The 15,719-nt window shown below is 36.0% G+C and carries 14 protein-coding genes; 4 read left to right on the top strand and 10 right to left on the bottom strand.

Annotation, left to right across the window (positions count from 1 at the left end):
* Positions 1-122: 122 nt before the first annotated feature.
* The gene (locus EG342_RS23690) at positions 123-1,109 is read right to left on the bottom strand and encodes a YpdA family putative bacillithiol disulfide reductase (RefSeq protein ID WP_103293121.1); all 987 of its coding nucleotides are present in this window, start codon (positions 1,107-1,109) and stop codon (positions 123-125) included.
* 312 nt (positions 1,110-1,421) lie between these two features.
* Here EG342_RS23690 and EG342_RS23680 point away from each other — a divergent pair, with 312 nt between their 5' ends.
* Positions 1,422-2,063, top strand: a complete 642-nt coding sequence (locus EG342_RS23680; RefSeq protein WP_103293119.1) for a hypothetical protein — start codon at positions 1,422-1,424, stop codon at positions 2,061-2,063.
* Positions 2,064-2,140: 77 nt separating this feature from the next.
* Here the strand turns inward: EG342_RS23680 and EG342_RS23675 are convergent, their stop codons facing one another.
* From EG342_RS23675 to EG342_RS23635, 9 genes are all read right to left on the bottom strand, one after another.
* Complete coding sequence (locus EG342_RS23675; protein WP_103293278.1) at positions 2,141-3,433, bottom strand: glycosyltransferase family 4 protein; 1,293 nt, start codon at positions 3,431-3,433, stop codon at positions 2,141-2,143.
* Between the two features lie 48 nt (positions 3,434-3,481).
* Positions 3,482-3,790: a GIY-YIG nuclease family protein gene (locus EG342_RS23670; protein ID WP_103293118.1), complete on the bottom strand. Its 309-nt coding sequence runs from the start codon at positions 3,788-3,790 to the stop codon at positions 3,482-3,484.
* Between the two features lie 66 nt (positions 3,791-3,856).
* Positions 3,857-6,397 carry a YfhO family protein gene (locus EG342_RS23665; protein ID WP_103293117.1) on the bottom strand — a complete coding sequence of 847 codons (2,541 nt, stop codon included), beginning with the start codon at positions 6,395-6,397 and terminating at the stop codon, positions 3,857-3,859.
* A 29-nt stretch (positions 6,398-6,426) separates the two neighbouring features.
* Entirely contained in the window at positions 6,427-6,657 is a 231-nt protein-coding gene (locus tag EG342_RS23660) for a hypothetical protein (RefSeq protein ID WP_103293116.1), read from the bottom strand.
* A 77-nt stretch (positions 6,658-6,734) separates the two neighbouring features.
* Positions 6,735-7,784, bottom strand: coding sequence for a DUF6263 family protein (locus EG342_RS23655; RefSeq protein ID WP_103293115.1), 1,050 nt, complete (start codon positions 7,782-7,784; stop codon positions 6,735-6,737).
* Positions 7,785-7,822: 38 nt separating this feature from the next.
* On the bottom strand, positions 7,823-8,560 hold the full coding sequence (gene rlmB, locus EG342_RS23650) for a 23S rRNA (guanosine(2251)-2'-O)-methyltransferase RlmB (protein WP_103293114.1): 738 nt from the start codon (positions 8,558-8,560) through the stop codon (positions 7,823-7,825).
* 95 nt (positions 8,561-8,655) lie between these two features.
* Entirely contained in the window at positions 8,656-9,129 is a 474-nt protein-coding gene (locus EG342_RS23645) for a DinB family protein (RefSeq protein WP_103293113.1), read from the bottom strand.
* 247 nt (positions 9,130-9,376) lie between these two features.
* Positions 9,377-10,699, bottom strand: a complete 1,323-nt coding sequence (locus EG342_RS23640; protein ID WP_103293112.1) for a peptide-N-glycosidase F-related protein — start codon at positions 10,697-10,699, stop codon at positions 9,377-9,379.
* 366 nt (positions 10,700-11,065) lie between these two features.
* Positions 11,066-12,400, bottom strand: coding sequence for a peptide-N-glycosidase F-related protein (locus EG342_RS23635; RefSeq protein ID WP_103293111.1), 1,335 nt, complete (start codon positions 12,398-12,400; stop codon positions 11,066-11,068).
* Positions 12,401-12,623: 223 nt separating this feature from the next.
* Here EG342_RS23635 and EG342_RS23630 point away from each other — a divergent pair, with 223 nt between their 5' ends.
* The 3 genes from EG342_RS23630 (at position 12,624) to EG342_RS23620 (ending at position 15,690) form a co-directional block, all read left to right on the top strand.
* The gene (locus tag EG342_RS23630; RefSeq protein WP_103293110.1) at positions 12,624-13,925 is read left to right on the top strand and encodes a hypothetical protein; all 1,302 of its coding nucleotides are present in this window, start codon (positions 12,624-12,626) and stop codon (positions 13,923-13,925) included.
* A 302-nt stretch (positions 13,926-14,227) separates the two neighbouring features.
* Positions 14,228-15,232 carry an AAA family ATPase gene (locus EG342_RS23625; RefSeq protein ID WP_103293277.1) on the top strand — a complete coding sequence of 335 codons (1,005 nt, stop codon included), beginning with the start codon at positions 14,228-14,230 and terminating at the stop codon, positions 15,230-15,232.
* Positions 15,232-15,690 carry a GNAT family N-acetyltransferase gene (locus EG342_RS23620; RefSeq protein ID WP_103293109.1) on the top strand — a complete coding sequence of 153 codons (459 nt, stop codon included), beginning with the start codon at positions 15,232-15,234 and terminating at the stop codon, positions 15,688-15,690. The genes EG342_RS23625 and EG342_RS23620 overlap by 1 nt, the downstream gene beginning before the upstream one ends.
* Positions 15,691-15,719 lie beyond the last annotated feature (29 nt).

Here is a 15,719-nt window from a genome sequence, read left to right as displayed (position 1 = left end):
TTTAAAAAATTAATATTTATGATTTTTATTGTAAAAAATGTTTTGGAAAATTATAGTATAACAAAAAAATAAGCAGCTCTAAAAAGGGCTGCTCGATCGGCTTTTATAATTGATGATAAAAATTATTTTGTAATATTTTCCGGAAATGGGTTGGAAAGTATATTGTTGATAATCATCTCAGCATGAATTCTCGAATTTTCAATGAACCACAGATGCGTATCTTTTCCGCCACACACGACTCCAGCCAGATATAAATTAGGAATATTGGTTTCCATTGTTTCCATGTTGTAAAAAGGATTGAGACAATCACCATTCAATTCAATCCCGGAATTTTTCAGAAAATCAAAATCCGGAAGATAACCGGTCATCGCAAGAACAAAGTCGTTTTCAATTTCGAAAGTTTGGTTGGTTTCATTTTTAAAAATAACAGAATTCTCTTTAATCTCAATAATTTCAGCGTTAAAATGAGCTGCAATACTTCCTTCTGCAATCCTGTTTTCAATGTCCGGTTTAACCCAGTATTTCACGCTTTTTGAAATTTCGGAATGACGGACGATCATCGTAACGTCGGCTCCTTTTCTGTACGTTTCAAGCGCTGCATCCACAGCAGAATTACTTGATCCAACCACCACCACTTTTTGCCTGGCATAAGGATAAGGCTCAGTATAGTAATGCTTGACTTTAGGAAGGTTTTCACCTGGAATATTCATAAGATTGGGAATGTCATAAAAACCGGTTGCGATAACCACATGCTTTGCGATGTATTTTCCCTTGGTCGTTTCTACTTCAAAAAGACGGTCATCTTTTGAAACGTTCAATACTTTTTCATACAGCCGGATATTCATTTCTTTTTGTCTGGCAATTCCCTGATAGTATTCAAGGGCTTCCTGCCTTCCCGGTTTCGGAGCTGTGGAAATAAAAGGAATTCCGTCAATTTCCAGTTTCTCAGCAGTGGAAAAAAATCGCATATATAAAGGGTAATTGTATAAGGAATTCACAATAGTTCCTTTTTCGATAATCATGTACTTCAGATTGTTTTTCCGGGCTTCAAGGGCACAGTTTAAACCGATAGGGCCGGCTCCTATAATGAGAATATCCAAAATTTCCATAAAACAAAGGTACAATGTAATTGTGAAAATGAGTTATCAATTATCAATTATCAATTATCAATTATCAATTATCAATTATCAATTATCAATTATCAATTATCAATTATCAATTATCAATTATCAATTATCAATTATCAATTATATTAAGGTAAACATCCTATTAATAGGAGTGAGCCTTAGCTTACTTACATATCATCTGTCTTTATCTAAAATTATCTTGATAATCAAAATTCTATGCTCATATGTCATGTGCCTGACATCTTATTGTGGCATCAGATTTGGTGCTTTTTTATCTATCGCAAAATTAGAAATATGAAAAAACTACTTGTTTCAATCTGTATTATAGGGCTGGTTGTTGCCTGTAAAAAAAATGATAGTAAACCTTCTATTCAGACAACCGACTCTACAGCACAGGTAAAAAAAGATAGCCTTGGTATTACCCAGACGATACCGAATAAGGAAGAAGCTTTGAAAAAAACGAATGATGAGGTTTTACAGGCTTTGAAGAATAAAGATTATCAAGCTTTTGCTGCCCTGATTCACCCTCAAAAAGGAATTCGTTTTTCAATGTATGCTTTTGTTGATAAAAAAGAGGATAAACATTTTTCCAAAGCTGATTTCGAAAAATTTCAACCTACGAAGACCTTATTTACCTGGGGAGCGCATGATGGTTCTGGGGATCCCTACAAAGCGACAATCAATGATTATATCTTAAAATGGGTATTCTCAAAAGATTTTACAAAAGGACAATATTCACTGAATACCTTTATAGGTGGTGGAAACTCACTGAACAATTTAAAAGAAATGTATCCCGGGGATAATTTTACCGAAAACTTTCTTAAAGGTACCGAAAAGTATGGCGAAATGGATTGGAAAACCATTCGTTTAGTATTTGAGGAATTCGAGGGGAAATATTATGTGATTGCCGTTGTAAATGATCAGTGGACAATTTAAAGATTTAAAATCGGAGAACAAAGGATAAGAAATAAAAAGCGGGAGAACAGTAATTTTTGTATGTTCTCCCGCTTCTTTTATGATAGTATTTTTGTTAATTGTTGAGTCAGGTTCCTTCTTGAAAATTGTTCAATATTTTGAGTGTTTTCATGAAGATTTCCATTTTTCCAAAAATCAAATTTTTCTAAAATAAATCTTTTTACCGTTTCAGAGTCCGTATAATTAAAATGCTTACCGGCCAGTGTTTCTTCTAAAATTTTTGAAACATCAGCTCCGGCAGGCCCAAAAGATAAAATCTGTTTTCCTGAAGCCAAATATTCAAAGATTTTTCCCGGAATGATACCTTTTGAAGAATCATTTGGGAAGTTGGTTATAAGCAGCATATCGGAAGTTTTCATTTCTTCAACCGCCTTACCATGTGAAAGATAACCGAGGTTCAGAATGTGATTTTTTAAAGCTGAATTTTCAATGGATTGCAGAATTTTATCGTCAATCCTTCCAACAAATTTTAAACTGAAATGTTTTGCAAATTCTGAATTTTCTTTCACGAGTTCATCCAGAACTTTCCAAAGGTTTTCAGGATTCCTCAGCTGTTCCAATACCCCAATATAACTTAAAGTGAAGGCGTTGCTTTGCTTTGGTGAATTAGTAAATTGGTTCCCGTCGCTTTCGTCAAATCCATTCGTAATGCAGACTGCATTTGCACCTGCTTTTCTGAAGTTTTCTGCATCGGTATAGCTGGTTGCTAAGGTGATATCTGCATTTTTGAAGACTGCAGCCTCAAGTTGTCTGTGCTTCTTATCTGAGCTTTTTGTTAATTTTAAATGCTTGTAATAGGAAATTTCCGTCCATGGATCACGGAAATCTGCAATCCATTTCAGATGTGGGAGCTTCTTTTTCAGACCTAATCCAATCAGATGTAATGAATGAGGGGGTCCCGAAGTAACAACGGCATCTATTTTATTTTCCTTTAAATAATGTTCCAAAAATCTGATGGAAGGTTTTACCCAAAAAACTCTGGCATCAGGAATGAAAAAGTTTCCTCTCACCCAGATGGATAGTTTGGATTTCCAGCTTTGATTTTTACCCACATCAAATTGCCCGGCTTTAAATTTTTTATTGCTTTTATTAAGCTTTTCAGCCAATTGATAGGGCTCCCAGATTTTTGTTCTGACGATTTCAATATTCTCAGGAACATCCTTCATCAGACTATCATCTAGTAAAGGATAGCTTGGGTTTTCCGGAGTATAGATAATTGGTTTCCAGCCAAACTCCGGAAGATATTTTGCAAATTTGAGCCACCTTTGAACACCAGGGCCTCCCGCAGGAGGCCAGTAATAGGTGATGATCAATATTTTCTTTTGTTCCATTTGTATGTTATTTGTCATTCTGAACGAAGCTTAGCGAAGTGAAGAATCTCATTCAACTTCTTCGTTAAGAAATTTCCAATCTGGATTGAATTCTGTAATTAGGTTTTCTTTCTTTTCCCTGGTCCAACCTTTTATTTGTTTTTCCCGGGCTATTGCTATTTCAATGCTATCAAAATGTTCAAAATAAATTAAGTAAAAACATTTATATTTTGAAGTGAAGCTTTTTCCAACAGCTTCAGGATTTTGATGCCAAAATAATCTATTTTTCAAATCATTAGTAACTCCGGTATATAGTACTGTCTTTACCTTGTTAGTCAGCATATAAACATAATAATTATGGGTTCCTAATGTTTTCATTTTATTTAGAGATTCTTCATTCCGCTATGCTTCATTCAGAATGACACGCCATATCACTTTCATATATTAAGCTTTTTGTTCAGTTAACGTTTCTTTTTTCTTATTCTTATTTATCCAGAAAAGCCCAAAAGCAGCCAGTGCGATAAATAATCCAAAAGATAAAAGTGAGATCCATTTTCCTTTTTCAATCACTTCAGGTTCAAAAACCATTCTGATATGGTGACTTCCTGCAGGCACATGTACTGCGCGAAGAAGATAGTCTGCTTTAATATAAGGAACTTCTTTTTCATCAATTAAAACCTTCCAGCCATGAGGATAGTAAACTTCAGAGAATACAGCCAGCTGAGGCGTTTTCGACTGAGATTTAAATTCCAGCTCATTCGGCTGATATTTCGTAAGATTGATAAATGCTGTAGAATCTGCCTGAACAGGTTTATTGCTGAAATATGATTTATCAGAAGAAGCAATAACAGCCGTTTTCTTATTATCGATAACCCCGATGGATTTTATTTCTTCATTAGGAGTATCTACAAATTTCAGATCACTTACAAACCATGCATTTCCGTTTGCTTTCGGATTCGGAACGACTTGTGGTTGATCCGGTCCTCCGAAAACCATGTATTTGGTGTTCAGTAAATTTAATATTTTCGGCGTTTTTACACTGTCAATTGTTGAAATGTATTCATTAAGAAGGTCATCATATCTTCTTAATTTTACAGCATGATACCCTCCAATGGAAGACTTGAAGTAAGACGTATTGGTTTCACTGGTTACTCCCAAAGTCTGGTTGTAAATTCTATAGTGGGCTTTGTCTTTTTCTGCAATAGTTTCCAGTGTTTTGTTGATGTTTATACTGGATAAGATTGAGGCCAGATTTGGGTTTGCCTGAACTTTTTCAGCCAGCAAGTCTGAGCTTTCAGTCTGAAAAGGATTTTCAGCGAAGATTTTGTCTACGTAGTTTTCGTCATTTAAATAACGTTTGTTAACCGTCCACAAATCAAATAAACTTACTACTCCAATCACGACCAATGCAATATTCTGGTTTAATTTTTTCTTTAAACTTAAAAACAAAACAGCAGCAGCAATCGCTACATAAATAAATGCCTTTATAGCATCTATTCTGAAAAGCTTATACCTTTCATCTACAAGATAATCGAGTAGGAAAGGAGGGAAATATGTTTTTTCACCTTCAGTCGCAAAACCTAGCAATGATTTTCCAAATACTAAAAGAATAAGTAATAATCCTAATGTTCCACCACTTACGTACGTCAGGATTTTTTGCTTGTATTCTTCTGTCAGCTTTTCATCAGTAAAGAATCTGTACAACCCTAACATGGCAATTAAAGGGAATAACAATTCTACAACCACTAAGATTGAAGAAGGAGCCCTGAATTTATTATAGAATGGCACATAGTCGATAAAGAAGTCTGATAATAGCATGAAATTGCTTCCCCAAGCCAATAAAACAGTAAGGATTGATGCTCCCAGAACCCAATAACGGTACTTTTTCCAGGCAAAGAAAAATCCTAATACAGCAAGAAAACATACGATTGCTCCCTGATAAGCCGGACCTGAAGTTCCCGGTTGGTCACCCCAATAGGTCATTCCGCTGAATCCTTTGGAGATTCTATCCATTTCAGCCTGTGAGCCTACATTTTCCTGAACAAGTTCCTGAACTTTGTTCATCATTTCTTTTCCTTCCGGTTCCTGGCTACCACCACCCATTAATCTTGGAATAAACAGGTTTAATGTTTCCAGTTTTCCGTAGCTCCACATCAGCATGCTTTCCTTGTCCATTCCTGATTTTCCGGAAGTATGGCTGTCGTTTGTCAGAATCTGTTTTCCACGCACTGTTTCCTTTACATACTCAGAATTGGCCATAATCCTTTGTGAATTCATACCAACACCAATAAGGCAGGATGCTGCAATGATTCCTGATGAAATAAGGAAATGTTTCATCGGAGTTTTTTTCTGTATTGCTCTGATCAATTCCGAGAGGAATAAAAATCCTAGTGCTATAAACAGATAATAGGTCATCTGCGGGTGGTTCGCTGCAATTTGAAGTCCCATGAAAAGGGTCGTGACAATGAATCCCCAGATGTATTGTTTCCGGATATAAACTAATAGAATTCCGGCTAAAAGCGGTGCGAAATATTCAATAGTGTTTACTTTACCATTGTGTCCCGCCGCGATAATAATATAAAAATAAGTGGATAGTCCAAAGAAAGTGGCTCCTAACAGAGCATATTTCCAGTTTCTCACCACTACCATTCCCAAAAGGAAAAAACCTGCGAAAAGCAGGAACAGATAATTAACCGGTCTCGGTAAAAAATTCAGATTGCTGTCGATTTTCTTGATGATATCGCCTTTAAACTGGCTTCCCATCTGATAAGTCGGCATTCCTCCAAACATGGAATCACTCCAATAGGTTTCATTTCCGGTATTGGCTCTATAGTCGAGCAGTTCTTTTGCGCCTCCTCTGTATTGTACAATATCATGCTGGAAAAGCTGTTTCCCTGTAAATACAGGAGTGGAATATAAAAATGCTAAAACTATAAATACTACTAATGAAATCGCAATATAAATTAAGTTTTTGTTTTTTGCCATGCTGGTTATTATCTTATTTCTTGGAATTTTTACCTTTTGTCTTTAGTCTCTTTCACCTCTTCATAGTCTACGGTTTCCGCATCCCATTTAAGGTTTTGATTATTCTTATTCGAGTTGTGTATATCCTGCTCTTTCTTATTCGCGTTATCATTATTATTGAACCAATAACTATAAAATGTCTTGAAGAATATCCTTTTCAGAATATTCCAGACAAAGAAAATAATGATGGCAGATAGTACTAACTCAAGAATGTACTTCATAACTTTTTAAATTTAAAGTTCAAGGCTGAGAATATAAAGCTTCCCTTGAGTTCCCAACCTCAAACGTTTTTATTGAATTATTTAGCAGAAGGGTTTACCATTACAGAAGATTTTGAAACACTTTTCATAGACTGAGATTGTTTTCCGTCTGAAATGCTTTCTATCTGTGTAGTAACTACATTGATGTTCTGGTTGGTAATCCATCCTGTGCTTTCGTCAAACTTGATCGTTCCGTTCTGAACTAGCTCACTGCTCAGACTGTGCGTAATAGGTCCCTGAGCTTTCTTCTCTGTTTTCTTAGGAATACCTCCTGTTACAGCAATTTCTGCAGTTCCGTTACCAAGACTTTTCAAAACATAGTTTGAAGTAACTTTAACGCTTCCGGTTGCATCTGCGTTTTCAGAAGTTGTCCATTTTTCACCTACTTTTACTCCTTTTTTAGGAATAATCGTTAGATTTTTATTAAACTGATCTTTTAATACTTTTTCATTGAAAGATCCCTTAAGACTTGCTACCACACTGGCTTTCTCGTTCGCATCTTTAATAAGCGTTCCTACAGCTGTAGATACTTTGGTATAAACTGCATCAAAACCTGTGATGGAGATTACATTTCCTTTTGTATCCATTTTCATGTTAAGCTTATTGCCGGTAAGTGCTCTGTTGATATTCCAGATCATTTTAAGCTCATCTTCTTTAGGAAGAGGTTGTTTTGTATCTACCACAACCGTTTTTCCCTGTGCAGACTGAGAACTTCTTTTTGCAACAAGATTAAGGGTCATATCATATACGTTTCCTTTGATATCATCTACGGTGAAGTTCATTTCATCTGTAGATTCGCTGGTAGCGGTAATAGATTTTCCCTGAGGATCTGTCATTGTTTTCACATCTCTCTGGTAAGTGGTAAGAGGATATGTTTTTCCTTTTTCAAGTTTAAAAGTTTGTTTCACAATCCCTGCAGAGTCTCTGATTGCCGGATTTTCTGCAACTTTTGCTACAGAATCAGCAGGAACTTCCACCGTAACTGTTTTTCCTGTTTTAGGATCTACTTTCGTGATTTTTGCCGTTTCTTTTTTACAAGATACAAGAGCTATAGATGAGATAAGCGCTAATGCTGCTATGTTTTTCATTTTCTGATTTTTTAAGTGTTGTGTGTTATCGAATTAACTTATTTCAATATTTTCTGTCTTACAGCTTCATATAAAATCGCGCCACAAGCAACAGAAACATTCAAAGATTGAGTTTTTCCTTCAATCGGAAGCTTTATTTTTTCGTCTGAATGGTGTAGTACTTCTTTAGAAATACCTGTTTCCTCATTTCCCATAACGATCGCACATGGCTCTGTGAAATCTACTTCGTAAATTAATTTTTCTGCCTTTTCACTGGCAGAGAATACGGTGATTCCGCTTTGTTGCAAAAAGTCTACCACATGTGCAAGGTTATTTTCTTTACAGATTTTGATATTATAAAGAGCACCTGCCGATGTTTTTATAGCATCAGAATTGATGGGAGCTCCTCCTTTTTCAGGAATAACAATTGCATCTACACCTACGCATTCTGCAGTTCTGCAAATCGCACCAAAGTTTCTTACATCAGTAAGCCTGTCCAGAATCAATAAGAAAGGAGTTTTTCCTTCTTCAAATAACTGGGGAACAATATCCTCCACTTTATGAAACGGAACATCCGAAATAAAAGCAACCACTCCCTGGTGGTTTTTTCTTGTAAAACGGTTCAGTTTTTCAACCGGAACATAATTGGGACGGATTTTATTTTTCGCTAAAATTGCTTTCAGTTCAGCATAAATAGGGCCTTGAAGTGCATTTTGCACAAAGACTTTGTCAATTGTTTTTCCCGCTTCAATTGCTTCAATAACGGGACGTAGCCCGAAAATAAAATCGTCTTTCATTGAAAATTTATTATATAATTATATAGTGAATGGCTAATTGTGAATTTTACTTTATAAATCAATTTTTTACTCATTGACTTACCCAGTAAGATTCACTATCTTCCTATCTCTCCTAAAATTGCTCTTTTTTGTGCCATCACATAACCATAGTGAAGGCTTTCGTGCATATTGTTAAAGATAATAGCATCCTGGATGCTTTTCAGGTCCATTCCGAAACTCGTGGTGTAAGGAGTATAGTCTGAAAAGAAATCGCTGTCATAATCCTTCATCAGAATTTTTGAAGTTTCCGTTAGTAAAAACTCCAAATCTTCCACTTCAGATTTTTGGACATTTAAGTTGGGTAAAGTACCTTTTTTATAAGTTTCAATCCAATACTTATCAATACGGAACGGATTTCCGCTCAGGTAATAGTGCAAAAGCTGTTGTGTAGCAACGGTATGGGCAATATTCCAGTAAATATTATTGTTGAAACCATCCGGAATCAGCAGCAAATCCTCGTGGGATGTATTCTGAAGGATGTCTAAAAGGTTCTTTCTTACTTGTCTGTGCGCTTGAAAATGATAATTCATTTTGCGAAATTTTTAATCTCCAAAAATAGGGTAATAAACTGGAAATGACAATTTTTTGGATCAACGATTAAAGTTAAAATTTTTTAACTCTTTCAAAAAATAATATTAATTACACTGTTTTCTAAAGAGATCCGATCATAATCGTATGGAGATTATCTGGTAAGTCTGATACAATTGTTAAATACAAAATCCCTCCTTTGAACATTTTCATAGGAGGGATAAACCAAATCTGAATTTTTTTTGAACTTTATTTTTTAATGATTTTATGGCTGAAAGCAGTGCCGTCTTTAAGAACGATTTTTAAAATATAGGCCCCTTTTCCGTAAGAAGAAAGGTTTATTTTGTTCTCTTTATTCGTTTCAGATATTTTTTTTCCATCCATGCTAAAAAGAGTCAGCGATCCTACTCCTGCTTTTGATTGTATGGTCACAATATCAGTAGTGGGATTTGGGTAGATAGCGACATCAACTGTTTTAATATCTTTTACATTTAAAGAAGAATTACTTTTCCCCTGCATATAAACAGAAAGGTAGACATCACCGTTTCTTTCATTAAAAACAGCGGTAGGGATAGTGTGCTTTAACGTGTGATTTCCTGCAGCCATATTACTTACTGTAAATTCCCTGATAGGGACAGCTGCACCAGGACACCAGTTATTCCATAATGTCCAGTCGGTCCTAGGAGTGAATCCATAAATCCTGTTGCCTTGTGTATTATAGATTCTATAAGGTTCACAGGAGACTCCTCCCGGGGTATAGGTAAGAACTTGTACATCGTCCAGATAAGTATAATTCTGTCTTCTGTTATATTCTTCACCTCCGGGATTTCCACCATGTGGGGTGGATATTACAAAGAAGCGGGCATTTGAGACAGGATTGGGAAGATTAAAGGTTGTAATTCTAACGGTCTCACCTGTAACGTCGGTACTATTATAGTTGTTGAGTCTGTTGTAAGTAAGTATAGGAACTAATGTATTGTAATCAGAAGGACTGCCTATATTATTTGATGATAAAGTAAGAGTTCCGGTAAAAACATCATTTCTGCTATTGCAGCCTACTACTTCATTATTAGCAGCATAGGGAACGCCAAAAACGTCCAGTTCCATATAGATGTCATAGGTGTTTCGTAGTTGGGTGTCATGAAATATGCTGTATAAATTACTTACATCATAAGTATAAGGAACTTCTGTAGGAGGAACGTTTTTGTTCATAAACGGAGTAATATAGCGGGCAACTTCAATTCTTTTAATGTTGGAATCATCCATTGTATAAGTAGTTTGATTTTTAGGGACTAATGTAAGAAAGACTTCTCCCAGGCGATCATAATTGTCACATAGTGCACCTATTTTTACGTTGATAGTGATTTTTGACTGGAAAGAATTAAGTTCATTATCTGTCAGTTTTCTCGAGTATCTGGTATTGCCCAGTCTGATCAATCCGGGTGGAATTGGTTGTGATACTGTAGCGGCATATCCGTCATAGTAAGTTGCTTGGGTGATCACAGGAGTGAGGGTCTGTGATTTAAACAGGCCTGCAATAAGTAGGCTTAGAAAAAATATTTTTTTGTACATAGTATTGGTGTTTTTATAAATGTATAAAAAAATATGCTATAAAAAAAAGTTTATTTTGTTGATTTGATAATTTATAACTCTATTTATTGTTAATTATTTAAAATAAACTATATGTGATGAATTTGTGAACAAAGTATGAATGATATCGATTGGTATTCTTAATAATTTTAAATTAAAGGTTATTTTGATTAAATTTTGAAATATTATAGTAGATAATAAGGTTATTAAGGTTGTTAAGTTTAAATTATATTTATTTCTGGCTGAAGATGGTGGCTTTAACAAACAAAAACTCCTCACGAATATTCTTCATCAGGAGCTTATATCTTAATTGTTTTAGAATGTAAATTCAGAAAAGTTATCTTTCTTTTATTTTTTAACAATTTTATGTTTAAATGCAGTTCCATCCTTAAGGACGATATTCAATACATACACACCAGCACTGTAAGAAGAAAGATCAATTGTGTTTTCTTTGTACGTTTCAGATAGCTTCCTTCCATCCATGCTGAACAGACTTAGTGAGGCCACAGCTATTGGTGATTTTATATGTACAATATCAGAAGTAGGATTAGGATATATACCCACATCGACTGTTTTAATGTCTTTTACATTTAAAGTAGCATTGCTCTTCCCTTGCAAATAGACAGATAAATATACATCACCTTGATTTTGATTAAATACAGCTGTGGGAATTGTATGTTTCAGTGTGTGGTTTCCTGCAGCCATATTAGGTAATGTAAATCCTCTGATCGGGACAGAGTTTCCAGGACACCAGTTGTTCCATGAAGTCCAGTCGGATTCAGTCTTGGGAGTTGCTCCATAGATTCCGTTCCCTTGTGTGTTATATACCCTGAATGGCTCACATGATGTCCCTCCCGGTGTATATGTTAGCATCTGTACATCATCAATATAAGTATAGTTTTGCCTTCTTACATATTCTTCTCCGCCGCTATTGGCACCATGCGGAGTGGATATTACAACAAAGTTGGCATTCGTGATAGCATTAGGGAGGTTGAAATTTACAATTCGTACCGTTTCACCCGGAACGTCCGTGCTGTTGTATTTATTAAGTGCGTTATAAGAAAGTAAGGGAACAAGGGTGTTATAATCACTGGCTGCTCCGGAATCATTCGAAAAGAATGTCAGCGTTCCGGTAAAGACATCATTTCTGCCGGCACAGCCCGGAACTTCGTTATTAGCCGCATACGGAACTCCAAAAACATCCAGTTCCATGTAGATGTCATAAGTGTTACGTAATTCCGTATCATGAAATATACTGTATAAATTGCTTACATTATAAGTATACGGAACTTCCACGGGAGTTCTGTTTTTATTCATAAACGGAGTAATATACCTTCCGACTTCAATTCTTTTAACATTTGGGTCATTGATTGCGTAGGTTGTCTGATTTTTGGGTACTAATGCAAGGAAAACTTCTCCCAGGCGGTCATAATTATCACACAAAGCACCTATTGTGACCCTCATCGCAATGGTTGTTTTAAAAGAATTAAGTTCAATATCTGAAAGCTTTCGGGTGTATCTAGCATTATTTAATCTGGTCAATCCGGTAGGCACAGGCTGTGATACCGTTGCGGCATAACCATCATAATAAACTGCTTCTGAAATTACATTAGTCATTGTGGTTACCTGTGATTGTATAAGACCCGTAAAGAATAGACTTAAAAAAAATATTTTTTTGTGCATATTACTTGGTATTTGTTGTAAATATATCAAAATATGTATTAATTTTCACTATTTGTTGAATGGAGTTGCGATTTGTTTTGTTTTTTATTGGCTATTGTGTAAAACTTAAATATTGACTGTTATGTACTTATGTTAATAATATGATTGAATAATCTATTTTTGTTATATAAATTTAAATTTTATTGTTATTTTAGCATAAAATCAGATATTAATATTGTCAATTATGAAAAGAATTTTACTTTTACTTCTGGTGTTGATATCGTCCGTGTTTGATGCACAGATCAATCTCAATATCGGAAGTACAAACGTTGGAAGCGCCCCTGTAAGCAGTTTTTTTTCCTATTCATACGTTCAGCAGATCTATCTTAAACAGGAAATAAATACCAATGCTGCCGGAAATATTACCGGGCTTACATTTTATCTGGATCCAACAGCAACAATTACCGATTCCTCTAACTGGACTCTATATCTTGGACATACCTCTAAATCAACTTTTACTTCAAGCACAGATTGGATTCCTGCTTCTCAGCTGACTCAGGTATTTGCCGGAAATGTTACAAAAAATAATGGTAAAGTTGAAGTGGTTCTCACCACACCTTTTCCATATAATAACACAGATAATTTAGTAATAGCAGCAAAAGAAAGTGCTCCAAGTATTGATATTAATAATTTTGATGAGGTGTTTCGTGTGTATCCGTATCTTCCCAATTCAACGCTTTATTATAAAGGAGATCGTGAAGTAATTGATCCTGCGTCTCCACCGGGAGGATTACGGGCGGATTATAAATCAGCAATAACAATTTCAGGATTAATTCCCAATACAACGCCCGGATGCCCTATTGTACTTTATCCTGCCAATAACGCCCAATATATCTCCTTGTCTCCTAATATAAGCTGGCAAGCGGTTTCAGGAGCCAGCTCTTACAAAGTTTCTCTGGGAACAGGCACAGGAGGTACGGATATTATTAATCAGCAAGTAGTAAGTACAAATAACTTGAATCTTTCACCCTCAATTGTTCTTAACCGCGATACAACTTATTACTTAAAAGTGACAGCTGTTTCAGCAAATGGAGAGTCTGCCGGTTGTACAGAAAATACTTTTAAAACCATCCCTCCGATACCGGTAAATGATGTCTGTACGGGAGCTTTGGTAGCAAGTACTTTTCCTTATTCCTATGTGCAGAGTGATGCGATGTCTTCTACGAATAACGGAGGATTTATTTTGGCATGTGCCAATGATGGGATGAATGATGGTCTTTGGTTCAAGATGATAGGAGACGGTGGGCAGTATTCCATTAAAGTAGCTCCTTCTACGCTTTCTTTTGATCCTAAAATTGGAGTTTTCCTTGGAACATGCAGTAACCTGACTTGTGTAGGAACAAGAGATAACGGTGGTGGAGGTACTGCGGAGACGTTGGTGATTCCAACGATTTCAGGAACCGAATACTTTATAAACGTAGGCTCGTACGAAGATAATGTAGATATGCCGGAAGATGTGTTTACAATTACAATTACCAAGCTTTAATACGGTTCTAATAAGATAATGAAAATGTTGTGATACATCTGTCACAACATTTTTTATGATCGATAAATATCGAAACTCATAGACCTGTTGATTTACAGTAGATTATAGCATGGTTTCTTTTTCCGGAAAAGTTATGGGATTAGGTGATCATTTGATTTTATGTATAAGAAAATCAGGCTGTTTGCTTCGGAATCTATTGCCGATACCGGAATTTTTAACAAACTTTAACTCAAAAATGGCATTGATTGTGTTGATTAATGCAAGTATTTATCAGAAATTTACCACTTATTTTAAATCAAGCTATGTCAGATATATATCAAGCAGAAGATATCCGCCAGTTGACGGAAAAAGTAAAAGAAAAAAACTACTTATTTTCTCTTCTGAGACAAGAAATCAACAAAGTTATTATTGGACAGGAATACATGGTAGACCGTCTTTTGATAGGGCTTTTAGGCAATGGTCACGTCCTTCTTGAAGGGGTGCCGGGACTTGCTAAAACCTTAGCCATAAAAACTTTGGCAGATGCTGTTCATGGTGAGTTCTCAAGAATTCAGTTTACACCGGATTTGCTGCCTGCAGATGTGGTGGGAACAATGATCTATAATATCAAAGACAATGATTTCTCAATAAAAAAGGGACCCGTATTTGCCAATTTTGTCCTTGCCGATGAGATCAACCGTGCGCCGGCAAAAGTACAGTCGGCTCTTCTGGAGGTGATGCAGGAGAAACAGGTGACCATTGGTGATGAAACCATGAAGCTACCAAAACCATTTTTGGTGATGGCCACGCAGAACCCTATCGATCAGGAAGGAACTTATTTGCTGCCGGAAGCACAAAGTGACCGTTTCATGCTGAAATGTACCATAGATTATCCTGCTTTCGAAGATGAAAGACAGGTAATGAGGATGGTCTCCACTTCGCACCAGCCAACAGTGAAGCCGGTAATTTCTCTTCAGGATATTGTAGATGCTAAAGAATTAATCAACCAGATTTACCTGGATGAGAAAATTGAAAAATATATCCTGGATATGGTATTTGCAACACGTTATCCGGAAAATTACGGACTTTCTGAGCTTAAAAATTATATCAGTTTTGGAGCTTCTCCGAGAGCATCTATTAACCTTGCTATCGCTTCAAGAGCCTATGCATTCCTTAAAGGAAGAGCTTTTGTGATTCCTGAAGATGTGAAAGCACTGGCTAAAGATGTATTAAGACACAGAATGGGCTTGACCTTTGAAGCCGAAGCGGAAGATATTTCAACAGAAGAGATCATCAACCGAATTTTAGCAAAAATCCAGGCACCATAATGAGTGACGTTATAATCAGGAAAGCCGTTAGTGAGGACTGCGCTTCAATGTTGGAGTTAATTAAAGAACTGGCAGAATATGAGAAAGCGTTGCATGAAGTAACGTTAACTTTAGACCAGTTTACAGAAGACGGCTTCGGTCAATCTCCGGTTTGGGGTGCATTTGTTGCTGAATTTGAAAATGAAATTGTAGGGATTTCTCTCTATTATGACCGATATTCAACCTGGAAGGGAAGAAGGTTATATCTTGAGGATCTTGTGGTGACAGAAAGATTAAGAGGAAAGCAGATCGGTAAGTTGTTGTTTGATGCCACACTGGAATATGGAAAATCAAATCATTATAGCGGAATGGTATTTCAGGTATTAAACTGGAATGAACCGGCCATCAACTTCTATAAAAAATACAGTCCGAAGTTTGATAATGAATGGTTGAATGTATCCATTGAGTTAAAAGATTAACTCGAAACCAGGATCCCACAATTCAACAT

The sequence above is a fragment of the Chryseobacterium lactis genome, assembly GCF_003815875.1.
In the GTDB taxonomy this organism is placed as follows: domain Bacteria; phylum Bacteroidota; class Bacteroidia; order Flavobacteriales; family Weeksellaceae; genus Chryseobacterium; species Chryseobacterium lactis.
The sequence above is the reverse complement of the archived record's forward strand: the minus strand, read 5'-3'. Positions and strand labels throughout refer to the sequence as shown.

Bases quoted from the DNA above. Each gene is read 5' to 3' on its own strand.
- EG342_RS23640 (WP_103293112.1), bottom strand. From the start codon at position 10,699: ATGTACAAAAAAATATTTTTTCTAAGCCTACTTATTGCAGGCCTGTTT.
- EG342_RS23690 (WP_103293121.1), bottom strand. From the start codon at position 1,109: ATGGAAATTTTGGATATTCTCATTATAGGAGCCGGCCCTATCGGTTTA.
- EG342_RS23665 (WP_103293117.1), bottom strand. From the start codon at position 6,397: ATGGCAAAAAACAAAAACTTAATTTATATTGCGATTTCATTAGTAGTA.
- EG342_RS23620 (WP_103293109.1), top strand. From the start codon at position 15,232: ATGAGTGACGTTATAATCAGGAAAGCCGTTAGTGAGGACTGCGCTTCA.
- EG342_RS23625 (WP_103293277.1), top strand. From the start codon at position 14,228: ATGTCAGATATATATCAAGCAGAAGATATCCGCCAGTTGACGGAAAAA.
- EG342_RS23635 (WP_103293111.1), bottom strand. From the start codon at position 12,400: ATGCACAAAAAAATATTTTTTTTAAGTCTATTCTTTACGGGTCTTATA.
- EG342_RS23680 (WP_103293119.1), top strand. From the start codon at position 1,422: ATGAAAAAACTACTTGTTTCAATCTGTATTATAGGGCTGGTTGTTGCC.
- EG342_RS23670 (WP_103293118.1), bottom strand. From the start codon at position 3,790: ATGAAAACATTAGGAACCCATAATTATTATGTTTATATGCTGACTAAC.
- EG342_RS23675 (WP_103293278.1), bottom strand. From the start codon at position 3,433: ATGGAACAAAAGAAAATATTGATCATCACCTATTACTGGCCTCCTGCG.
- EG342_RS23645 (WP_103293113.1), bottom strand. From the start codon at position 9,129: ATGAATTATCATTTTCAAGCGCACAGACAAGTAAGAAAGAACCTTTTA.
- rlmB (WP_103293114.1), bottom strand. From the start codon at position 8,560: ATGAAAGACGATTTTATTTTCGGGCTACGTCCCGTTATTGAAGCAATT.
- EG342_RS23655 (WP_103293115.1), bottom strand. From the start codon at position 7,784: ATGAAAAACATAGCAGCATTAGCGCTTATCTCATCTATAGCTCTTGTA.
- EG342_RS23630 (WP_103293110.1), top strand. From the start codon at position 12,624: ATGAAAAGAATTTTACTTTTACTTCTGGTGTTGATATCGTCCGTGTTT.
- EG342_RS23660 (WP_103293116.1), bottom strand. From the start codon at position 6,657: ATGAAGTACATTCTTGAGTTAGTACTATCTGCCATCATTATTTTCTTT.